The sequence below is a fragment of the Ruegeria sp. CDSC021 genome (assembly GCF_059610845.1).
In genome coordinates, this window is record NZ_JBXWOK010000018.1 from 1 (window position 1) to 22,679 (window position 22,679).

Sequence of the window (22,679 nt, forward strand, 5' to 3'; positions counted from 1 at the left end):
ACAGGTGCCCGAAGGTCTTCCTCTCAGCAATCGCCATCGCAGCTCTCGTCATCTATTGGCTATGAGTCCTGACCCTAAGGCCCAAACTTGGCATTACCAATGGTAATAAGGATCGGTTCGAGGAGGGGCCGGGTTTAACTCCTGCTTTCCGTATCCCAAGGAATTCCGCTAGTGTCGGCATCGACCTGATATGAGTGATGCCGCCACATGATCGAAATCCGCGACCTGCAACTGCTCAGCGCTTTGGCGCGGCACCGGCATTTTGCAAAGGCAGCCGAGGAATGCGGGATTTCCCAGCCTGCGTTTTCAATGCGTATTCGCAACCTAGAGGATCGGTTGGGCGTGTCCATCGTCCGCCGCGCCAACCGGTTTCAGGGCCTGACCGAAGAGGGCGAGATGATCGTCCAGCGGGCGCGGCGCATTCTGGACGACACCAAGGCCTTGGAACAGCAGGTGCAGGCGGCAAAGGGGGAAATCACGGGGACTCTGATACTGGGCGTGATCCCGACCGCAATCGCCTTTACGGGCCGGTTGATCAAGCGTCTGCAGCAGGCGCATCCGCGCATCATCACTCGGATCGAAACGATGTCGGCTACGGCCATTCAACATCGGCTGGACGAAGGCAGTCTGGATGCGGGCATCACATATGGCGACAGTATCGGCACCGATTTGCGGCAGGTACAGTCGCTGTATGAAGAAACCTATGTCCTGTTGATCCCGTCTCATATGACAGACGAAACGGGGCCAATACCCTGGGCGCGGGTCGCCGAATTTCCGGTCAGCCTGCTTGAACCGCAGATGCAGAACCGCCGCATATTAGACCGGATTTTCGCCGAACAGGGCCTGCATCCTCATGTGGTCGCGGAAACCAGCGGGTTCACTGCCTCAATGGTCATGGCGCGTGAGGGATTGGCGGCCACCGTGGTGCCACGCGTGTTGGTTCGGGCGTTGGGGGATCTGAAGGGAACAAAGGTTCTGCCTTTGGTCGATCCGGTGGTCAGCAAACCTATCTGTCTGGCGACCCTGACACGCGATCCGGAACTGCCAACGGTTGGAGCGTTGCGCGCGGTGGTGGCGTCTTTGCGGTGATAAGGTGTCGTTATCGTGCGATTGAAATATGCGATTTGACGATATGCTAGTCTGATGAGACACGGGGCCTGAATCGGAGGGCATCATGGCACCATTAGATACCAAGCCATCAGGCGCGCCAAAGGGCGTCTGGAAGTCAGGTAAAGGCAAGGGGCGGCACACACCCAAAGGCCGTCAGTTCACGGATGAGGCACAGGCCGAGATCACGCGCCTGCTGGGCGATCGTCCCCGCCGTCGCGACCTTTTGATCGAATTTCTGCATCTGATTCAGGACGAACACGGCCATATCAGCGCCGATCATATTGCTGCGCTGGCCGTCGAGATGCGGATTGGTCAGGCCGAGATATATGAGACCGCCACCTTCTATGCCCATTTCGATGTGGTGAAAGAGGATGAAACCCCGCCGCCCGCGCTGACCATCCGCGTCTGCGATTCCCTGTCCTGCGAAATGGCCGGTGCCCAGCAGTTGCAAAAGGCGTTGGAAGACGGTCTTGATCCTTCCAACGTCCGTGTCCTGCGTGCGCCTTGCATGGGTCGTTGCGATACTGCGCCTGTGCTGGAGATCGGGCATAACCATATCGACCATGCCACCCCTGAAAAGGTGCAGGCGGCGATTGCTGCGGATGATACCCACGCCCATCTGCCCGCCTATGAAACCTTTGCGGCATATGAAGCAAACGGCGGCTATGCAAAGCTGAAAGAGCTGCGCGAGAGCGGTGATTGGGAGAAAGTACAGGAAGACATCCTGTCCTCGGGCTTGCGCGGTCTGGGTGGAGCTGGCTTCCCGTCCGGCAAGAAATGGGGCTTCGTTCGCATGAACGAAGGCACCCGTTATCTGGCCGTGAATGGCGATGAAGGCGAGCCTGGCACGTTCAAAGATCGCTACTACCTTGAACGCACGCCGCATGTCTTCCTTGAAGGCATGCTAATAGCTGCCTGGGCGGTAGAGGCCGAGACCTGCTTTATCTATATGCGCGATGAATATCCGGCGGTGCTGGAAATTCTACGCCGCGAGATTGCCGAGCTGGAACAAGCTGGCCTGATTGAAAAGGGATATATCGATCTGCGCCGGGGCGCCGGTGCCTATATATGCGGCGAAGAATCCGCGATGATCGAGTCGATCGAAGGCAAGAAAGGCTTACCGCGTCACCGGCCTCCGTTTGTGGCGCAGGTTGGGGTCTTTAACCGTCCGACCTTGGTGCACAATGTCGAGACGCTCTATTGGGTGTCGAAAATCTGCCGCGAGGGGCCGGAATGCCTCAACAGCACGGAAAAGAATGGGCGCACGGGTCTGCGCAGCTATTCGGTCTCGGGCCGGGTGGCGCAGCCGGGCGTCTATCTACTGCCCGCAGGGTCGACCATTGTGGATGTGATTGAGGCGGCTGGCGGCATGGCCGAGGGTCAGACTTTCAAGGCGTATCAGCCGGGTGGGCCGTCTTCGGGTCTGCTGCCTGCGTCGATGGATGATATCCCTCTGGACTTCGACACCTTACAACCACACGGGACGTTTATCGGTTCCGCTGCTGTGGTGGTTCTGTCCGATCAGGATACGGCCCGCGATGCTGCGCTGAACATGTTGCGCTTCTTCGAGGATGAAAGCTGTGGCCAGTGCACGCCCTGCCGGGCGGGCTGTGAAAAGGCGGTCAAGCTGATGCAGGCTGACAAGTGGGATCAGGATCTGCTGGAAGATCTGTGCCAGGTCATGGGCGATGCCTCGATCTGCGGACTGGGGCAGGCGGCCCCGAACCCGATCCGCCTGGTCATGAAACATTTCGCTGACGAAATCTGAGGGAGACAGAGCCATGCTTGATGCAAGCCCAACCAAGACCGTCACCTTCAATCTGAACGGAAATGACGTCACCGTGCCCGAAGGCTGGACCATCTGGGAAGCCGCCAAGGGGCAGGGGTTCACCATTCCGCACCTGTGTCATAAGCCGCAGCCGGGCTACAAACCCGACGGCAATTGCCGCGCCTGCATGGTCGAGGTGGAAGGCGAGCGCACTCTTGTCGCTTCGTGCATTCGCCCTGCGGCGGACGGCATGGTGGTGAAAACCGACAGCGACCGTGCCGAGAAATCGCGCGCAATGGTCATGGAATTGCTGGTCGCCGATCAACCCGAAGAGGCCCACGACAAATCCAGCCATTTCTGGGACATGGCCGAACTGAACGATGTCAGCGACAGCCGGTTCCCGGCCAAAGAGGTCGAGAAAATCCCGTTGCTGGATGACAGCCATATCGCGATGCGGGTTAATCTGGATGCTTGCATCAACTGCAACCTCTGCGTCCGGGCCTGCCGGGATGTGCAGGTCAATGATGTGATCGGGATGGCCGGGCGCGGTCACACCGCGCAGGTGGTGTTCGATCAGAACGACCCGATGGGCGATTCAACCTGTGTGGCCTGCGGCGAATGCGTTCAGGCCTGTCCGACCGGTGCTCTGATGCCAGCCACGGTGCTGGACGATCAGCAGGTTGGAGACAGCAAGGACTATGATTCCGAGACCGAAAGTGTCTGCCCGTTCTGCGGCGTGGGCTGTAAGGTCTCGCTCAAGGTCAAAGACGGCAAGGTGAAATATGTCGAGGGGATCAACGGCCCCGCCAATGAAGGCCGCCTGTGTGTTAAAGGCCGGTTTGGGTTCGACTATATCCACCATCCCCACCGCCTGACCAAGCCGCTGATCCGGCGCGAGGATGCGCCTGCCAAAGGGTTGAACGTCGATCCGTCAGACCTGTCGACCCATTTCCGCGAAGCGAGCTGGGAAGAGGCGATGGAACTGGCGGCAACCAAGCTGAAAGCGCTGCGTGATGAAGATCCGCGCAACGTCGCTGGCTTTGGTTCGGCCAAATGCACCAACGAAGAAGCCTATCTGTTCCAGAAATTCATTCGTCAGGGCTTCAAGCACAACAACGTCGACCACTGCACCCGTCTGTGCCATGCCTCGTCCGTGGCGGCGCTGATCGAGAACGTGGGCTCGGGCGCGGTGACCGCGACCTTTAACGAGGTTGAAAACTCGGACGTGGTTATCATCATCGGCGCCAACCCGATTGAAAACCACCCCGTGGCGGCAACCTACTTCAAGCAGTTCACCAAGCGCGGTGGCAAGCTGATCGTGATGGACCCGCGCGGCGTCGGTATGCGCAAGTTCGCGAACGAGATGCTGCAATTCCGTCCGGGGGCTGATGTCTCGATGCTAAACGCGATCATGAACGTGATCGTCGAAGAGGAACTGTACGACAGCCAGTACATCCACCGCTGGACCGAGAACTGGGAAGCCGAAAAAGAGCATCTGCGCGCCTACACGCCCGAGGCAATGGCGCCCATTTGTGGCATTGAGCCAGATCAGCTGCGTCGTGTCGCGCGTACCTTCGCGCAGGCCAAGGCTGGTCTGATCTTCTGGGGTATGGGCGTCAGTCAGCACATCCACGGCACGGATAACTCACGATGCCTGATCTCGCTGGCATTGATGACCGGCAATGTTGGTAAACCCGGCGCGGGTCTGCACCCGCTGCGTGGCCAGAACAACGTGCAGGGCGCGTCTGACGCGGGTCTGATCCCGATGTTCCTGCCGGATTATCAGTCGGTTATGGATGACGGCATTCGGGCACAGTTCAGCTCGGTCTGGGGATCTGAGGATTTCTCGAACGAAAAAGGCCTGACCGTCACTGAAATCATCGATCAAGCATATGCGGGTAATATCAAGGGCATGTATATTCAGGGTGAAAACCCAGCCATGTCCGACCCCGATGTAGGCCACGCGCGGGACGCACTGGCCAAGCTGGAGTTGATGATCGTGCAGGACATCTTCCTGACCGAAACGGCGAACTACGCCGACATCATCCTGCCTGCCTCGGCGCTGTATGAAAAGAACGGCACCGTGTCGAACACCAACCGTCAAGTTCAGCGTGTGCGTCCGGCTGTGGCACCTCCGGGTGAGGCGCGTGAGGACTGGAAAATCACCGTTGAGCTTGCGCAACGCATCGGGCTGAACTGGGATTACGCCGATGTTAGCCAGGTGTTTGATGAGATGAAGCTGACCATGGCGTCGCTCGACAACATCACCTGGGAGCGGCTGGAGACCGAAACAATCACCTACCCGTCGCTGTCTGAGACCGATCCGGGCCAAGCGATTGTGTTTGGTGATGGCTTCCCTCGTGCCGATGGGCGGGCCAAGTTCACTCCTGCCAGTGTGATCCAGCCGGATGAAGCGCCGGATGAGGAGTATCCGATGATCGCCACCACGGGTCGTCAGCTTGAACATTGGCACACAGGGTCAATGACCCGCCGGGCCACGGTGCTGGATGCGGTTGAACCGGAGGCCAACTGTTCGATGAACCCACGTCAGCTAAAGCTGATGGGAATCGAACCGGGCGAGACCATTCGCCTGACCACCCGTCGCGGCTCGATCGAGATCATGGTGCGTGCCGACCGGGCGATTGCAGAGGACATGGTGTTCATCCCCTTTGCCTATGTTGAGGCGGCAGCGAATATCCTGACCAACTCGGCCATCGACCCTTATGGTAAAATCCCTGAGTTCAAATTCTCGGCCATTCGCGTTGAAAAGATCGAAGGCGTAATCGCGGCTGAGTAAGAGTGTCGGAGTAGAGTTTTTGAGGGCGGCCTTGCGAGGCCGCCCTTTTAGGTTTCCGCAACGTCAACGGGGAAATAGGCATTTCCCACTCAGCTTTGCGCCATTTGCGCCATATTTCTCTGGTTTCAGCAATTTTAAACCTAAGAAAACGCCACCAAGCGCCCATTTTGCGGTCGTGAGGTTAGGTCTTGATTGGGTTTGGAAACGAAATTGGGGAACCGATTGCGCAGGGCCCGAACCTGTGGGCAGTCGGGCCTAGGCGCCGAAGCCGAAATAGATGGTAGTAGTGCGATCAGAGCAACAAGGGCTGAATGAAACCGCAAGACGTGTATAACGATTTGAAACAGGCTGAGCTTTCGTTTGTCGTATTGCCGGGTATGTCGGTTGATGCGATCCTGAGCGAAGTCCTTAGTTTTTTCCTGTCCAGAAACTTCCTGATGTTTCTGCCCGCTTTGATGCTGTTGCTCCTTGGTGCGACGCCGTCATTGTTTGCTGAACCGCTAAACGGGCTGGGGCGATCGATCTATTGGATGTTCGGATTGCTGGGGTATATGGGTTCGGTGGTTCTGATGTTGCTTTTTGAGGCAGTCTGCAGCCGATATCTGGGCATCAAACGGTTTTTCACCCCGCTGACATGTTTTCCCGTTGCGTATGGGGCGATGAAGTTTGCCCAATTCGCAACGACAATGGTTTTCAGTACGTTTCTGTCTTTCAGCTTTGAAAACTCGCCGCTTTTGCTGCCTCAGTACTTTCTCGTCGTTGGAATTGAAGTGATCGTAATCGTTTGGGTTTTTCCACCTTATCTGGCCCGCCTGCGCGCCGGCGATCCGCAACCCGAGGACGAGCCGGATAGCAGAGTGGAATCCCGTGTTCCTGTGGCCAATGGTTTAGTGTCCGCCAATGGGCAAAATTTTTTGGCCAAGGATATCTTGTTCGTTCAGGCTCAGCAGCACTATGTCACCCTGCGTGTAGATGAAAAAGAAGTGCTGGTGCGTTCAACGTTCAAAGGCATCCTATCGCAAATGCCAGAATGCTATGGCCTACAGGTGCATCGGTCCTTTTGGGTTGCTAATCGGTGTGTGGATATTGCTAAAAGCCTGAATGAAGTCGGATATCTGGTTCTGGGCTGCGGCAAAAAGATCGCGATCGCCCGTAGCCGGCACGGCGCCGTGCGTGATTGGCTGTCCGAGATGGCGTCAGCGGAAAGCCCGGCAACAGTTAAAGCTTCACAACAACAAACCTGACATCGTTCGGCGGAAACATCCGGCTTATCGGTTCGTTTAGATAATCCACCTTCCCATCGCTGCTGGGTACAGAATACGCAGTGGATGGGAAGGTGGGCAGTTCAATATTTTTAGTAATGAAAAGATTTGAATTTTGATCTTTTGCTTTCCCCGATTTTGAGTTTTTCCCCCTCTATAATCAGGTCGTACTGGTCAACAAGTCACTCGATAAAGACGCCGCAAAACCAGGCGCTGCCTTCTTTTCCTGCATAGGCACGGACCTGGCAATGAAATTGGTACGAAACGTCAAAAATTCGAAACGAACGGCAATGAAAATTCGTGTCGCACGAAATGAATAGAGCGACTTGTGCATTCGCTGTCATGTTAAGAAATTGATAGTAAAGGGGTTAATGAAATTCCCTGCCTTCCTGTGATTTGGCCCGAAACTGTTGTCACAGATGCAGAGTTTCGCGCAGGATTAGTAGTCGCGCTCGAAAAAGACACCCAATCCCGTTTCCCCCCGCCCGTCAACGGTTCCGCGCATTGTGATATTATCGGTGACGTCCAGATTGAGGTTCACTTCGGTATTTCCTTCGGTGTTCACGTTGAAATCGGTATAGAGATTGTCACCCAGATACGCCCCGGCGCCCAAAATTCCGCCGCTTGACGTTGCTCCGATATCGACTGTGTCGACACCGGTCGACTCCCTCAGACCCTTGGTCGCATCCCCTCCTGCACCGCTGAGCTGCGCCAGCGAAGCCGCCATCTGGGCAATGACAAAGGGCGACAGCTCAGAGAAACGGTTGCCAAACAACAGCATGGCCAGCGCCTCTTCTGCTGGCCGTTCCGGATCCGAGAACACGTTGACCTCGGGGGCGTCCAGCGGCCCGGCGATTTCGATTGTAGCGGTCCCGTCCGAGGTGCTGTTTGATGATTCAAATTCGATATAGGGTGTCAAGTCGCCTTGTAGGGTCACGATCCCTTTTGTCAGGGCCAGCCTGCGGCCCAGAATGTCGAAATTGCCTCGGATTAGAGCGATCTGGCCCGAAGGAATGATCGAGGTTGTTGTTCCGCCTATGTACAGCTGTCCGCCGAGTTCGGCATTCACGCCTCGACCTCGGACAAACACGGCCTTGGGGGCGAGCAGAGCGATGTCCAGCGCAATACGGGAATCGCTTTGGGTGGCATTGTCCTGTTTTACCAAACGGGCACGTTCCCGAGTCCTATAGCTGGCCGCGTTTTCGTTGATATGTTCGATCTCTGGTATGGGTGCAGCGCCGACCGCACCCGAGGCGGCGGCGAGATTAATATTGGTTTCCTCGAATGTAATTTGCCCGACTATTGTGCTGTTGCCGGCCAAAGCTCCGGTCATTGCGATTTGCCCGTTCAGGATCGTCTCGTACAAAAGCTGATCCGTCAGCACGAGACGATTGAGCGTGGTCGTAATTTGCGCATTGAACGGAGGCGTCAGGTCAATCGGGCCCGCGACGGTGAAATTACCCCCGGCGCGGGTTCCACCATTTAGGGAGATGTTGGCGCGGTTGTTGGCCAACTCGACCGCGCCACTGATGCCGGTAATGGTCTGACCGGCTCCCGGTATCGCCAACGAGGTTCCAGAGGTCGTGATCGACCCGCTGAGCGCCTCAAGCGAGGGTTGGCCATTCAAGCTAAGGTCGTACCGCGCAGTCCCGTCGATTTGGTTGGGGGTGATGAACAGGTTTGCGATACCGATATTAACCCCGCCTTGCGCCTGCAGATCGGCGTTTCCTGTGGTTTCATCGAAGGTGCCCGAGATTTTGCCGGTGATCTGTGCCGGGCCCTGCGCCGAAGAGTTGATAGTCCAGACGCCTGCCTTGCGCTTTGCGGTCCCATTAGCGGTGATTGTACCAGGAAAATCTGGGGCGAAACGCTCGACCTTGTTTAGCTCGGCGTCAAAGTCCAAGTCTGCCGATCCGTCAGAGCCGACCGACCCCGTCAGCGACGCGTATGAACTGTCCGGCCCACGCAAGCTGACTCTTCCTTCAAGGCCCGAAGCTGTTGGCGCGGCGTTGCCTTCCAGCGTCAGTGGTCCTGACAACGTCTTGGAAATCCGCGCCAGATCGTCCAGCTCTACCGAATAGCTCAGCCCTCCGGTCTCTTTGCTGACCTGACCCGAAGCGTCTGCGGTCAAGGCCGTGCCCCGCAGTTTGAAGTTTTGGACATTCAGACCCTGATCACTGTTCTCGGCATCGACACGCAGCGTCGTTCGACCTTCGATCAGTTTGTCGACGAGACTGATGCCAATCTGGACGTCCTGCGCATCGACATCGCCGGCTATGTCGAAGGTCTGGCTGGACAAAGCTCCGTTGCCATTGATATCCGCGGTAACCGACCCGGCAAGATCCCGGCCCGCGAGATCCGAAAATAGCGAAAGATCAGGGACTGTCACTTGTGCCTGACCATCAAGAACTAGATTGCCGGTTGGGTCATTGATCGACGCGCTTACTTGTGCTGTCACGGCCCGTCCGTTGATGGTGGCTTTGCGTATGTCGATAAGGTCTCCCGTTTTCGCACCATCCCAGGTGATCACGGTTTTGCCGGCAAGCAGAGGATCGACTTCGGACATACCTGCCTGCAGATCCTGCGTCGTAATGCTGGCCGTGCCATCAAACTCTTGCGTCGGCAGGGTGCCTTTGCCGTCCATTTGCGCGCTGAGCGACCCGCCAAGCTGCCGCTGGGCCAGCCCGGAAAAGACCGAGAGGTCGGGCGCGTTGAGGCTGGCCTGACCGTCGATTGTCAGATTGCCATCAGGCGTGGTCACTTCGCCACTGGCCTGTGCCTGCGCGGCCTGACCGTTCAGTTTGAACTCGCGTATGGATATTCCATCCGCCCCACGACGAGCATCCAGAGCGATGGTGGTCTGGCCGGTGATTACGGGGTCGATATCGTCGCGACCGGTCGATAGGTTGTTGCCCTGAACAACCACTTTGCCATCAAAGCTGCCCTCAAGCGGAGAGCCCTTGCCCTGAACCTCTGCCGACGCCGCCCCTGCCAGTTCCAACTGGGCAAGGCCAGAGAACCGGGACAGGTCGGTAGCGTCCAGCGTAGCCTTGCCATCAACAGCCAATCCGCTGGTCAATCCACTGATCAGCGTGTCCAGCGCCAGAGTGTAATCCGACCCGACCAGTTCGAAACCGGACAATGTCAGCGACTGGTCATCACCATACTCAAACTGCCCGTCCAGCGTGATGCGATCTCCGACGGCTGTATTCAGGTTCGGATCGGTCAGATCAATGCCCGTGACGCTGGCTTGCAGATCGCCGTTCACTGTAAATCCAAGGGTCTGATCGAGCACGCCTTGCGCGATAATTTGCATGCTCTCAAGTTCGGCTTGGGGGGATTTGAACTTATCTGCTGTCAGGCTAAGATCCCAGAGATTGCCGTTTTTCTGATCAAACAAGGTCGAGATATGCGCGGACTTGATCGTTTTGTCACCACCGCCAACCGGAAGCGTTACCGCCTGTCCCTGCGGCGGGGTAATGCGTCCCTGCAAGGCGGCAAACTGCAATGTGCCACCTTCGGCAAGGGCCAACTTCCCTTCAAGGTTCAGGGCCTGCGTTGCAAGCTGAAGATCGGACAGGTCCAGCGCCCCTTCGGGCAGGGTCTGGCCCTGCACGAACAGCCGCGAGTCCGTCCCGAAAAACGGGTCGATGGCAGGGCCGACGAAGGGTGTCAGGTCTCCGTTCAGATCGGCGGTAAATGCTATGCCTTCCGCAGAGTCGTCAGGGGCCGAACCAAGCCGAACCTGCCCAGCCAGACGCTGCTGCCCGTCACTGCTCAGCCCGATATCGGCGGTGAAATCCGTCAGCGGTCCGGCACCTTTTGCCGTCAGCTCGATCGTTGGGCTGTCGGGAATGTTCAAAGCGGTCGAAATAAGCCCGCCGGATGCCTCGGCCACGTTCAGGTCCAGATTGATCTCGCTTGTCGAGTTGTCAAACCCGGCGGTCAATGTGATCTCATCTCCGGCACGGTCCAGCCGCACCACGTCGAGATTGGTGTCCAGCGTTCCATCAGCAAGCGACAGATTTCCGGTGACGGATAAGTCGGCGGCCACCCCAATCAGCGGCTGCCCCAGCGACAACTGATCCACGCGGATTTCGCCGATTTCAACTGCGACAGGCAGCTCGGGCAGCTGGAATGTCTGGGTTTCCGCAGAAGGAGGAGGGGCATCTTTGGTTGTGGCGCCCGGCGCACGGGCTACGTCGATCTCTTGCGCTGTCAGCGCATTGACCGAGAACCGCCCACGTATCAGGGCCAGTCTGTTCCAATCCAGTTCGGCATCTTTGATGGTCAGCCAGACGCCCTCATCATCCGATACGGTGATCTCTGCGATTGTGGCCCGTGCGCTGAGGGCGCCTTGCAAGCCTTTGACGGTCACGTTCTGATCATCACCGGACAGGGTATCCTGCAGAAACTGCTCTAGCATACTGCCGCCTTCGTCCTGCGCCAGAACGGGGTACGGCACCCACAGCAGAACAGCAGCCAAAACTGGATATGAGAAACGATGTGTCAAAATGCCTGACCAATTCCGATGTAAAACTGCAGACCATCTCCGGTGTCGCCCTGAACGGGAAGGGCCAAATCAAGACGCAGGGGGCCAAAGCCGCCAAGGTCGTATCTGATCCCAAGCCCGGCGCCGGAATGGCTCTCTGCAGCGCTGCTGACAAAAGAGGACGTGTCGACAACACCATAATCATAAAACCCGACCAGCGATATTGTCTCGGTGATTTTGCCGCGAACTTCGCCAGATAGACCGAGGAAAGACTTGCCGCCAGCAACCTCATTGCCAACAGGGATGCCGAGGCTCTCATAGGGCTGACCGCGCACAGTGCCCGCACCGCCCGAAAAAAACAGGAAATCGGGTGTGACCCCGTCCAAGGCGGGTCCTACAATCGACCCAATCTGGACCCGTCCGGCCAGCACGAGACGACCTTGCGTCCGCAGACTGGTATAGGCACGCGCGTCCGCAAACATCCTGAGGCCTGTTTCTGTGTCGGACAGGCCGACAAATGGCATCACACGGGCATCCAGGTAATAGCCATTGGCGGCGCTGACCTTGCTGTCCCTTTCATCCCATTCGGAGCGGAACGGCAGGATGAAATAGCGGAACTTACGCCCGTCGCCATAGGCGTCATCTGCATCCGACCACTGAAACCCGGCGGATGCCTCGGCGTATAGGCGGTCTGAAAATGTGCGTCTTGCACCATAGGCCAGAGACGTCACCGTCACGTTGTAATTGTCGGTGTTGCGACGTTCCAGAAGGGCGCTCCAGAACGTACTGTCATCGGGGCCCAGCCGGTCGGGCTGGTCCAGCCGCAGCCCGATGCGCCCGTCCAGATCCTCGGCCCCGCCAATATTGCGCAACGATGCCTCAAACCGCAGCCGCTGGGCGCGGCGGAACACGTTGCGATGCGTCCAGGTCGTCGACAGCTCCATCCCGTCGCGCGAGGCCACTTCCAAACCGAAGGTCAGGCGGCGTTTGGGCATGTCTTCAAGATAGACATCGAAATCCAGGGAGCCATCAGGGTTGGGAGTGTCGTGCTCTTCGATCGAGACAATATTAAACGTGCCGGTGCGGCGAAGCCGGGTTCCGACCTTTTGCACCTGCTGGGGGGAATACACCTCTCCGGTTGGGAAGCCGGCGATTTGCTCGACGGACCTGTGGCGAACATCGCTGTCGCCTTTGATGTACATTTTTCCAAAGCTCAGACGCGGTCCCGGAGCGAGGTCAATGCGGGAATCCAGCTTTGCCTGGGCGTGGCGGGCAATGACTTTCTGGCCGCTGACCTCGGCCTTGGCATGACCAGCGTCACGCCATCCCTGCACGCCTGCTGACGCGGCTTGCTGAATGGCGCCGGTGGTGGCCAGTTTGCCCGACGCATAGTCTTCGGGAAGAACCGTTTCGGTCGCGATCGGCCGGACCACCGCCTGGCCAAATGTGAAGGTTGGGCCGGTTTTAACAGCAATCACGATTTTGTTGATCTGATTGGGCACGTTGAGTGAACTGAGTTCCGCCGCCTCTTTCCCGTCCAGTTTAATGCTGACGACGGGACTGAAATAGCCTTCGTCATAAAGGATCTGTACAATGGTGGTATAGTCCGACAGGGCCGCTGACAAAAGTTCAAGCGGCGTGTCCAGCCCGCGGGATTCTGCGGTTGTCACCGATGCGGTATCTTCGATCCGTTCAACCAGCGCTTTCGGAGCGCCCGGTGCCGTGAGGACGGTTTCCAATGCGGCCAGCGATGTGGGCAATGTGGCGACGACTATTCCGAACAGACAATTTCTCACAAAGCTGCATTGTCTTATTCGCTGCATCTATTGGCTCCAGCTGCCCCAACTAGAAATTAATTTCGGCGCCTTTTCGGATGTGGCGGCCCCTTAAGGATAGTTAGAACATCTGTAATCGTGTAGGGGAAGCGTTTATCGTTTGGCCAAGAAAATTAACGGAACAAGTGATGGCTCAGTGCCAGTTCAAAGGCCAGCATTGCGGAACCAGCGAATGATCGCCGCGCGATCTTCCGGTTCCATATAGGTGACATTTGCGGGTGGCATGGCGTGACTGACACCGGCCTGCAGGTAAATCTGTTTCGCATTGCGGGCGATGTCACCTTGGGTTTCCAGAAGAATGCCCTTTGGCGCCCACAGGATGCCGTCCCAAACCGGTTCGCGCGCATGGCACATGGAACAGCGCCCCAGAACGACATCATGTGCCTGTTCGAACCCGTCTGCTTCAGCGTATTTCTGTTCAAATGCGGTGAGCGGCTGTGCCTCGGCCTCCTCCAGAGGTTTGTACATAGGCGCGGTGGACAGCCACATGATGGCGATGAATAGCAGAGCGGTCACCAGCCACGTCCAGGTCGGATCACCGGCGCGGGCGTGGCGTGTATTGAAGTAGTGACGGATTGTGACACCCATCAGAAATACCAGCGCCGCAATGATCCAGTTGTATTGGGTGGCAAAGGCCAGCGGGTAGTGGTTCGAAAGCATCAGGAAAACCACAGGCAAGGTCAGATAGTTGTTATGAGTCGAACGCAACTTGGCGATCTTGCCGTATTTCGGGTCCGGGGTGCGGCCATTCTTAAGGTCGTCTACGACGATGCGCTGGTTCGGCATGATGATGAAGAATACATTCGCTGTCATGATCGTGGCGGTGAATGCGCCCAGATGCAGCATCATCGCGCGCCCGGTGAATATCTGGTTGTACCCCCAGCCCATCACCACCAGCAGGACAAACAGCAGCACCATCAGTAATGTTGGGCGCTCACCCAGACCGGATTTGCACAGGAAGTCGTAGATAAGCCAGCCCATAGTCAACGAGGCAGCCGAGATCAGAATGCCCTGCCACAGCGCCAGATCGGCCTTTTGGGCATCAATCAGATAAAGCTCTCCACCAACCCAGTAGACGATCATCAACAGCGCAGCTCCGCTAAGCCAGGTGGCATAGCTTTCCCATTTGAACCAGGTCAGATGATCCGGCATCCGCTCGGGTGCGACGAGGTATTTCTGAATATGGTAAAAGCCGCCGCCATGTACCTGCCATTCTTCCCCGTCGGCGGGGCCGGGGATATCCCGGTTCAGGCCAAGGTCCAGAGCGATGAAGTAAAAGGATGATCCGATCCAGGCGATAGCAGTGATTACGTGCAGCCAGCGCACAGCAAATGCCATCCAATCCCAGAACACGGCGAATTCAAACATGAGAGTTCTCTCCAGTAGGTTATAGTCACCCTAGGCAAACTGGCTTTTCTTCGGTATTCCCGTATATTGTCAAACTGTATCAAAAAAAACGATAAGATGTCCTATCTCGACAATATTCGCACCTTCGTTCGTGTCTATGATCTGGGCAGCATGTCTGCTGCCGGGAGGGATTTGCGTGTTTCACCGGCGGTGACTTCGGCGCGAATATCACAGCTTGAGGATCATTTGGGCGTGCGTCTGTTTCAGCGGACTACACGTAACCTCAGCCCGACCGAGCAGGGACGTGCGTTTTACCCCGGAGCGGTTGCGGTCCTGGATGCTGTAGATGAAGCCGAGGCGCAGGTTGTTCACCTGACCGAAGCCCCCCGCGGGTCACTGTTCGTAGCCGCGCCTTTGGGCGTCGGGCGCAGGTTATTAGCCCCACATGTGCCGGAATTTCTCTCGGAATACCCCGAAATTGATGTGCGATTGCGCCTGACCGACAGGTCAGTGGACTTGACGACCGAAGGATTGGATCTGGCCTTTTTCATTGGTCAGCCCGAGGACAGCACCCTGCGTATTCGCAAGATCGCGGATTGCGCGCGGGTTCTGTGTGCCGCACCGGACTATGTAAAACGCAGGGGGATGCCGCAAAACGGAGCCGATCTTGTTTCCGAAAAGCACGAGTGTCTTAACCTGCGGTATCCCGGCGCCGCAGAGTTTCAGTGGATGCTGGAAACTCCAGACGGGCCAAGACGTTATGCCGTGTCGGGCCGGTTTGAATGCGATGACGGAGATGTTTTGACCGATTGGGCGTTGTCAGGGCAGGGGATCGCGATGAAACCTGTGTTTGAGGCAGCGGAACATCTCAAGGCAGGACGTCTGGTGGTGGTTGCGAAGGAGACACCTCCTGTCTCTGTTCAGATGGCGTGTCTCTATACCCATCGACGTCACCAGGATCCCAAGGCGCGTTTGTTCATGGATTTCATGATCGCGCGAATTGGCAAGGTTGTGCAAAACTCGGACATCAACGGTTAGCAAAGGCTCCCGGCCGCGCGTAAATTTTCTCGAAGAGCTGTAACCGTCACTATCCGCGCCGCGCCCAACAGGTGCGGCGCCCGGCTCAACAGGAGGAGGCCCGGCAGGGGCGATCGACGGGTGGGAGGTTCGCCCGGTCAGTTAGCTGCCACGATACGTGGAGTAGCTGTATGGCGAAAGCAAGAGCGGCACATGATAGTGGGCGTCTGCTTCAGACATACCAAACCTGATTGGAATCTCATCCAGGAACAGCGGTTCGTCATCCGCCTGGCCAGAGGCGCGCAGATAGTCACCCGCGCTGAAAACAAGCTCATATTCCCCGGTTTCAAAGTTTGCTTGCGGTAGTATTGGGCTGTCTGTTCGCCCGTCTGCATTGGTCAGCATCTCAGCCAGTTTGTGGCGTCCGTCCTGGGTAATCGCGTACAGAGCAATTTTCAGCCCCTCTGCGGGACAGCCTTTGGCGGTGTCCAGAACATGGGTTGTCAGGTATCCTGCCACGCGTTTCTCCTAATATTCCAATCACCGCAACGAGTGGCTGTTGAAAACCGCAAACTGCAATCGAGTATTGTTTGACGCAGTCTGGGGCGAAACCCGAGACTTTGGGAATGCCGAAAGAAAAGGAAACAGCGTTCGGATTGATTTGATAATACTGCTTCCAATTCTGCGGTAAAGCGTAGGTAGTGTAACACAACTGAGACGGAACATTCATGCAGCCCCCTCGCTATCCCCGTGACATGATCGGATACGGAGCCAACCCGCCAAACGCCCAGTGGCCTGGCGGAGCAAATCTGGCCGTTCAGATTGTGCTGAACTACGAAGAGGGTGGCGAGAACTGCGTGCTTCACGGTGATGCCGCGTCCGAGGCCTTTCTGTCCGAGATTGTCGGCGCAGCGCAATGGCCAGACCAGCGTCATTGGAACATGGAATCGATCTATGAATATGGGTCGCGGGCAGGGTTCTGGCGTCTGCACCGCTTGATGCAGGACTTGCCCATAACCGTTTACGGTGTCGCTTCGGCGCTGGCACGGTCGCCCGATCAGGTTGCCGCCATGAAAGACGCAGGTTGGGAGATCGCAAGTCACGGCCTGAAATGGGTCGAACACAAGGATATGTCTGAGGCGGAAGAGCGCGCTCAAATAGAAGAGGCTATCCGCCTGCATACCGAGGTCGTGGGGGAACGTCCCTATGGTTGGTATACCGGCCGGTGTTCCGAGAACACCGTGCGTCTGGTGGCCGAAGAGGGGGGCTTTGCCTATGTGGCGGACACCTATGCGGATGATCTGCCCTATTGGATGCAGGTCTCTGGCCGGGACCAGCTGATCGTACCATATACGCTCGATTGTAACGATATGCGCTTTGCAACGCCGCAAGGTTTCAATTCGGGCGATCAGTTCTATTCCTATCTCAAAGACAGTTTCGACGCGCTTTATTCCGAGGGTGAAGCCGGTGCGCCCAAGATGTTGTCGATTGGTCTGCATTGCCGCCTGATCGGTCGTCCAGGTCGGGTCATGGCGCTGAAACGGTTTCTGGATTATGCGCGTGGGCACGCGGATGTCTGGTTCGCGACCCGTCTGCAGATCGCCCAGCATTGGGCAGCGCAGCACCCACCTGTTTCAGGTCCAAAGCCGTCAGAAATGGCGCGGGACGCTTTCGTAGCCGCTTATGGCGGGATCTTCGAACATTCGGCGTGGATTGCAGAGCGCGCCCATGGGCTGGAACTCGGCGCGGCTCACGATACTGCCGGCGGGTTGCACAACGCACTGACGCGCATGTTCCGTTCGGCCTCGGATGAGGAGCGGTTGGGCGTGCTGACCGCGCACCCGGATCTGGCAGGCAAGCTGGCACAGGCCAAGCGACTGACGCAGGAAAGCACGGCGGAACAATCCTCGGCGGGGCTGGATGCGTTGACGGATGCCGAACGCGATGCCTTCACCGATCTGAATAGGCGCTATACCGACAAGTTCGGATTTCCCTTCATTATTGCTGTGCGTGATCATGACAAAGCCTCTATCCAGCAGGCGTTTCAGCGGCGGATAGATCAGGACCGGGAAACCGAATTCGCCGAGGCCTGCCGACAGGTCGAGCGTATTGCCGAATTCCGCCTGAGGGATGTGCTGCCTTCATGAAACAGATCCGGACTGTTCCTTTAACGCCTGACGCTTTTGCCCCGTTCGGAGATGTGATCGAGGCATCGGGCGACCCGGACAAGATCATCAACCAGGGCCAGTGCGGGCGTTTTCATGACCGGGCGGCCCTTGATTTCGCGGGCGGCCGCGCCGGGATCAGCCTGTTCAACGCCAACCCCCGAACCCTGCCGTACCAGTTGGATATGGTTGAACGGCATCCTGATGGCAGTCAGGCCTTTGTTCCCATGACCCATCAACCCTTTCTGGTCGTTGTAGCACCAGATGTTGACGGGCAGCCGGGCGAGCCGTGTGCCTTTGTCACCCGGCCCGGTCAGGCGGTGAATTATCATCGTGGGACGTGGCACGGCGTTTTGACACCATTGCATGGCCCTGGATTGTTCGCCGTTGTTGATCGGATCGGCGATGGGCCCAACCTGGAAGAATACTGGTTCGATACCCCTTTTCAGGTGGTGTCGTAGCCAAATGAAGCCGCAGCATAAGCGGTAAGACCCCCGTGAATCTGACAGAGAGGACAGTAACTCATGGCTGACACTTCAATAGGGACACCCGAACAGCTTCGGGATCCAAATTATACCCCGGCGCTGCACAAGGCAGTTCCGCTGGGCATTCAACATGTTCTGGCGATGTTCGTTTCGAACGTGACGCCTGCGATCATCGTTGCAGGGGCCGCCGGGTTCGGGTTCGGTTCGAACTCCCCCGATTTTCCCGAACTGCTGTACCTGATCCAGATGTCGATGCTGTTTGCCGGCGTCGCGACCTTGCTGCAAACGGTGACGATTGGCCCGGTAGGAGCGGCTTTGCCTATTGTTCAGGGCACCAGCTTTGCGTTTCTGCCGATCATGATCCCGCTGGTTGCTGGCAAAGGCGTCGATGGTCTGGCCGCATTATTTGGCGGTGTCATTATCGGTGGGGTGTTCCATGCCCTGCTGGGCACGGTGATTGGCAAGATCCGTTTTGCCTTGCCACCTCTGGTCACAGGCCTTGTGGTGACAATGATTGGTCTGGCGTTGGTCAAGGTCGGCATTCAATACGCCGCCGGAGGGGTTCCGGCCATTGGAACGCTTGAATACGGCTCGGCGCTGAACTGGTCGGCTGCTTTGGTCGTGGTTGTGGTAACGCTGGGGCTGAAGTTCTTTACCCGCGGAATGCTTTCGGTTTCTGCCGTTCTGATTGGTCTTGCGGTTGGGTATGTCTATGCCCTGATGGTTGGCATGATCACGTTTGAGGCAATCGGAACAAGCTGGAGCCGCGCTGCAACTTTCGCCCTGCCTGTGCCCTTTAAGTATGGGTTCGAGTTCTCATTCGCCGCCATAATCGGGTTCTGTCTGATGGCCTTTGTTTCGGCAGTTGAGACGGTGGGGGATGTGTCGGGTGTGACCAAAGGCGGAGCCGGGCGCGAAGCCACGGACAAGGAAATCACCGGTGCAACCTATGCTGACGGCGTCGGCTCGGCCCTGGCGGGCGTGTTCGGCGGCTTACCCAACACGTCGTTCAGCCAGAATGTCGGGCTGATCGCGATGACCGGCGTCATGAGCCGAAATGTCGTCACCATCGGCGCCTTGTTTCTAATCCTGTGCGGCCTGGTGCCCAAGGTTGGCGCGATCATCCGTACCGTTCCGATCGAAGTACTGGGCGGTGGCGTCATCGTCATGTTCGGGATGGTTGTCGCCGCGGGTGTTTCGATGTTGTCCGATGTGGATTGGAATCGGCGCAACATGGTGATCTTTGCCATCGCGCTGTCAATCGGGTTCGGCCTCCAGCTCGAGCCGGGTGCGGTGCAACACTTGCCCGATACTCTGGGCATCCTGATGAAAAGCGGGCTGCTGCCTGCGGCTCTGATCGCCATCGTGCTGAATCTGATCCTGCCGGATGAGTTGGCCGATGAGGCAACCGAAGAAGTTTCGGGCGGCATGTCGGGGCACGGGTCGGGCAGCCTTCCCGGCAAGTAACCAAATGAAAATCGGCGGATCGCGTTAGGTCGCGGTCCGCCTATGTGTCGGCCATCATACGAGCGACATCCAGCATGCGGGCTGAAAACCCCCATTCATTGTCATACCAGCCAAAAACACGAACCTGAGTTTCGCCGATCTGCCGGGTTTCTGGCCCTGCGATGATCAGAGATTCCGGCCGCGTCCGCAAATCGGACGACACCAGCGGCTCATCCGTCCAACCCAGAACGGGAGACTCTGCAACGGCTGCAAGCAGGGCGGTTTCAAAATCGCAGGCGCTCAGGCCGCGCTTCAGCGTCACAATCAGATCAACCGCGGAAACGCTTGCCGTAGGCACCCTGACCGCCGCGCCCGAGATGCGCCCGGCCAGATGGGGCAGGACTTCGTCTATCAGGTGCATAGCGCTGGTGGTGGTCGGGACCATCGACAGCGCTCCGGCGCGTGACCGTGCCAGATCACCACGCGGAGCGTCGATCATCGGCTGGCTGTTGGTGTAGCAGTGAATGGTGGTCATATGGCCCGACGCGACACCAGCGATCCCGTCCAGAACCTTGACCAGCGGAGCCAGCCCGTTGGTGGTGCAAGAGGCATTTGACACGATCCGCGCATTGCCCAGCTGATCCTCATTTGCACCCAGAACGATTGTGGCCTCGGTCGCAGGCGAGGGGCCGGAAATCAGTACTTTCCTTGCCCCTGCGGTCAGGCCCTGACTAGCAACATCCGATGTCCGGGCAACGCCGGTGCAGTCCATCAGGACATCTACACCGGACAGATCAACCCGGCTGAGGTTGGGGCTGTGTGTAACAGGAATAGCGTGCCCATCGACAACCAGTTGCGCAGTTCCCTGTTCCACTTTGCCCGGATAGGGCCCAAAAGTGCTGTCGTACTTGAACAGATAGGCGCAGGTCTCTAGCGGTGCGATGTCGTTGATCAGCACCAGTTCGATGTCGTGACCGAGCGGCATGGCCAGAAGCTGCCGCAAAATCGTGCGGCCGATGCGGCCGAATCCGTTAATTGCGAGTTTCATGCGCAAGCTATGGCAGTGGCTTGGATTAACCTCAATGCCAGTTTCCTGTCCGGGTCAGTTACAGCTGACCTGTGAAAAGAACTGGCCCGAGATGTTCTGGTACATGCTGGCCACAATCGGCTTGCACCCGGTTGCCTGCTGAATCGCCGCGATGGCCTGAATAGTGCGCAGCCGGGGCGGGGGGCCGAATGGGTTGAGATTGTTGTTATCACGTGTGGCACGGTATACGACCGGAGCTTCCGAAACCTGGGTAATGGCCCAGGTGCGGCTCATGACGTTGACGGTATTCGTCTCTTTGGCGGTTGCAGGGGTCACATCAAGGGCCGTCAGGCCGATTGCAGCCGCCAGTGCCAGCGTTACATTGCGCAGTGCCATCGTACAATCTCCTGAACTAAAACCGTTTGTTATTCCACCAGATTACCGCGCTTGCCCAGTCCCGCCAAGGCCGAATTTACCCTAGCGCCCGCCTGGTGAAAGAGGCATCTGGCGGTTCACATCTTTGTATAGCAGATATCGGAACCGCCCGGGACCGCCCGCATAACAGGCCTGAGGGCAAAAGGCCCGCAGCCACATAAAGTCTCCGGCTTCGACCTCGACCCAGTCCTGATTCAGCCGGTAGACGGCTTTTCCTTCCAGCACGTACAGCCCGTGCTCCATCACATGCGTTTCGGCAAATGGGATCACGCCACCGGGTTCAAAAGTCACGATGTTGACATGCATATCGTGGCGCAGGTCTTGCGGATCCGCGAAACGTGTTGTGGCCCAGCGACCCTCGGTGCCCGGCATTTCGATCGGGGCGACCTCTTGTTCATTGGTGATGATCGGGTCCGGCTTGGGCAGGCCGGGCACTGCCTCATAAGCCTTTCGAACCCAATGAAACCGCGCTGGCTGCTCCGTATGGTTGCGCAACGCCCATTTGGAACCAGCTGGGATATAGGCATATCCACCAGTTTCCAAAACGTGAACACTTCCCTCAAGCGTCAATGTGACCGCCCCTTCGACAACGAACAAGACCGCCTGCGCTGCGGGGTCCGTTTCGGGCGTATCGCTACCGCCACCGGGTTGGACCTCCATGATGTATTGCGAAAAGGTTTCGGCGAACCCGCTAAGGGGGCGTGCCAGAACCCACAGGCGGGTGTCTTCCCAGAAGGGCAGATAGCTGGTGACGATGTCGCGCATCGTACCCTTGGGTATAACGGCATAGGCCTCGGTGAACATGGCGCGATCAGTTAACAGGGTGTCCTGTCCGGGGTGTCCGCCATGGGGCGCATAATAAGTCGGGTGTGCCATCAAATGCCTCTGGTTCGTGTTTCGTGCACTATGCGAGGGACGCTCGGCATGGCCTAGCGTCAGAGTTGCAATAGGTTTCTTCGGGATAATTTGAAGGTTGCAGACTAGGGCTTGGCCCTGTGCCTTCGCGGGTATATCCTTGAATGTAAATTGGTTGCAGAATTGCGAGGCGGTATGAGAATTTGGGGATCACTATTAGTTGCAGGTGTTCTGGTGCTGAGCATTGGTGTTGCCGGCAGCGCGAAACCGCTGTCTCGCATCATCGCAGAGTCGGGGTTGAACCCGGATGATTTCACATTGCTGAGTGCAACCACAGACACCATGCTGGGCAGTGGTTTGCCGCAGGTTGGTGCCGAAAGTGAATGGATCAGCACCGAGACCGGGGCCAAGGGCACCGTCCGTGTGCGCGAGGTCCGCGATAATTGCGTGCATCTGCAGCATTTTATCCGACCTCCGAGTTCCGAGCAGACCCGTGAGATCAGAACCCGCAGGTGCCAGGATGCCAATGGTAACTGGATTTTCACACCCTAATTGGGTTGCTACACCCGCGCGCGACGCAGGTTATTGACGGCTATACGGTCGCCAGTCTCCGGTTACTGCACCCGTTTAATCTCATA

16 protein-coding genes are annotated in these 22,679 nt (G+C 57.5%); 9 read left to right on the forward strand and 7 right to left on the reverse strand.

Annotated elements, in window-relative coordinates; genetic code table 11:
* Positions 1-207: 207 nt before the first annotated feature.
* The 4 genes from AC2FGB_RS18990 to AC2FGB_RS19005 all read left to right on the forward strand — a co-directional run bounded on the left by AC2FGB_RS18990 (position 208) and on the right by AC2FGB_RS19005 (position 6,919).
* A complete protein-coding gene (locus tag AC2FGB_RS18990) occupies positions 208-1,089 on the forward strand; it encodes a LysR family transcriptional regulator (RefSeq protein ID WP_496694643.1) in 882 nt (293 codons plus the stop codon).
* Between the two features lie 85 nt (positions 1,090-1,174).
* Positions 1,175-2,878 (forward strand): NAD(P)H-dependent oxidoreductase subunit E, encoded by a 1,704-nt coding sequence (locus tag AC2FGB_RS18995; protein ID WP_496694644.1) that lies wholly within the window; start codon positions 1,175-1,177, stop codon positions 2,876-2,878.
* Positions 2,879-2,891: 13 nt separating this feature from the next.
* Positions 2,892-5,675: a formate dehydrogenase subunit alpha gene (gene fdhF, locus AC2FGB_RS19000; RefSeq protein ID WP_496694645.1), complete on the forward strand. Its 2,784-nt coding sequence runs from the start codon at positions 2,892-2,894 to the stop codon at positions 5,673-5,675.
* Between the two features lie 311 nt (positions 5,676-5,986).
* Positions 5,987-6,919: a LytTR family DNA-binding domain-containing protein gene (locus tag AC2FGB_RS19005; protein ID WP_271952328.1), complete on the forward strand. Its 933-nt coding sequence runs from the start codon at positions 5,987-5,989 to the stop codon at positions 6,917-6,919.
* 457 nt (positions 6,920-7,376) lie between these two features.
* Here AC2FGB_RS19005 and AC2FGB_RS19010 read toward each other — a convergent pair whose 3' ends face one another.
* The 3 genes from AC2FGB_RS19010 to AC2FGB_RS19020 all read right to left on the reverse strand — a co-directional run bounded on the left by AC2FGB_RS19010 (position 7,377) and on the right by AC2FGB_RS19020 (position 14,632).
* Positions 7,377-11,450 carry a translocation/assembly module TamB domain-containing protein gene (locus AC2FGB_RS19010; RefSeq protein WP_496694646.1) on the reverse strand — a complete coding sequence of 1,358 codons (4,074 nt, stop codon included), beginning with the start codon at positions 11,448-11,450 and terminating at the stop codon, positions 7,377-7,379.
* The gene (locus tag AC2FGB_RS19015; protein WP_496690490.1) at positions 11,447-13,252 is read right to left on the reverse strand and encodes an autotransporter assembly complex protein TamA; all 1,806 of its coding nucleotides are present in this window, start codon (positions 13,250-13,252) and stop codon (positions 11,447-11,449) included. Before AC2FGB_RS19015 ends, AC2FGB_RS19010 begins: the two co-directional genes overlap by 4 nt.
* Before the next feature lie 156 nt (positions 13,253-13,408).
* Positions 13,409-14,632 carry a urate hydroxylase PuuD gene (locus AC2FGB_RS19020; RefSeq protein WP_281973832.1) on the reverse strand — a complete coding sequence of 408 codons (1,224 nt, stop codon included), beginning with the start codon at positions 14,630-14,632 and terminating at the stop codon, positions 13,409-13,411.
* A 96-nt stretch (positions 14,633-14,728) separates the two neighbouring features.
* On the opposite strand from AC2FGB_RS19020, the gene AC2FGB_RS19025 reads away from it, so the two are divergent.
* A complete protein-coding gene (locus AC2FGB_RS19025) occupies positions 14,729-15,649 on the forward strand; it encodes a LysR family transcriptional regulator (RefSeq protein ID WP_496694647.1) in 921 nt (306 codons plus the stop codon).
* Positions 15,650-15,790: 141 nt separating this feature from the next.
* Here the strand turns inward: AC2FGB_RS19025 and uraH are convergent, their stop codons facing one another.
* Positions 15,791-16,147: a hydroxyisourate hydrolase gene (gene uraH, locus AC2FGB_RS19030; RefSeq protein WP_142640109.1), complete on the reverse strand. Its 357-nt coding sequence runs from the start codon at positions 16,145-16,147 to the stop codon at positions 15,791-15,793.
* 209 nt (positions 16,148-16,356) lie between these two features.
* Between uraH and puuE the strand changes: the two genes are divergently transcribed.
* The 3 genes from puuE to AC2FGB_RS19045 all read left to right on the forward strand — a co-directional run bounded on the left by puuE (position 16,357) and on the right by AC2FGB_RS19045 (position 19,745).
* Positions 16,357-17,775 carry an allantoinase PuuE gene (gene puuE / locus AC2FGB_RS19035; protein ID WP_496694648.1) on the forward strand — a complete coding sequence of 473 codons (1,419 nt, stop codon included), beginning with the start codon at positions 16,357-16,359 and terminating at the stop codon, positions 17,773-17,775.
* Positions 17,772-18,254, forward strand: coding sequence for an ureidoglycolate lyase (locus tag AC2FGB_RS19040; RefSeq protein WP_281996058.1), 483 nt, complete (start codon positions 17,772-17,774; stop codon positions 18,252-18,254). The genes puuE and AC2FGB_RS19040 overlap by 4 nt, the downstream gene beginning before the upstream one ends.
* A 63-nt stretch (positions 18,255-18,317) precedes the next feature.
* Complete coding sequence (locus tag AC2FGB_RS19045; protein ID WP_496694649.1) at positions 18,318-19,745, forward strand: nucleobase:cation symporter-2 family protein; 1,428 nt, start codon at positions 18,318-18,320, stop codon at positions 19,743-19,745.
* 40 nt (positions 19,746-19,785) lie between these two features.
* On the opposite strand, the gene AC2FGB_RS19050 is transcribed toward AC2FGB_RS19045, so the two are convergent.
* The 3 genes from AC2FGB_RS19050 to AC2FGB_RS19060 all read right to left on the reverse strand — a co-directional run bounded on the left by AC2FGB_RS19050 (position 19,786) and on the right by AC2FGB_RS19060 (position 22,062).
* Positions 19,786-20,772, reverse strand: a complete 987-nt coding sequence (locus AC2FGB_RS19050) for a type I glyceraldehyde-3-phosphate dehydrogenase (protein ID WP_496694650.1) — start codon at positions 20,770-20,772, stop codon at positions 19,786-19,788.
* A gap of 54 nt (positions 20,773-20,826) precedes the next feature.
* A complete protein-coding gene (locus AC2FGB_RS19055; RefSeq protein ID WP_142640120.1) occupies positions 20,827-21,147 on the reverse strand; it encodes a hypothetical protein in 321 nt (106 codons plus the stop codon).
* 81 nt (positions 21,148-21,228) lie between these two features.
* The gene (locus AC2FGB_RS19060) at positions 21,229-22,062 is read right to left on the reverse strand and encodes a bifunctional allantoicase/(S)-ureidoglycine aminohydrolase (RefSeq protein WP_496690486.1); all 834 of its coding nucleotides are present in this window, start codon (positions 22,060-22,062) and stop codon (positions 21,229-21,231) included.
* 174 nt (positions 22,063-22,236) lie between these two features.
* Between AC2FGB_RS19060 and AC2FGB_RS19065 the strand changes: the two genes are divergently transcribed.
* On the forward strand, positions 22,237-22,593 hold the full coding sequence (locus AC2FGB_RS19065; RefSeq protein ID WP_496694651.1) for a hypothetical protein: 357 nt from the start codon (positions 22,237-22,239) through the stop codon (positions 22,591-22,593).
* Positions 22,594-22,679: the final 86 nt, after the last annotated feature.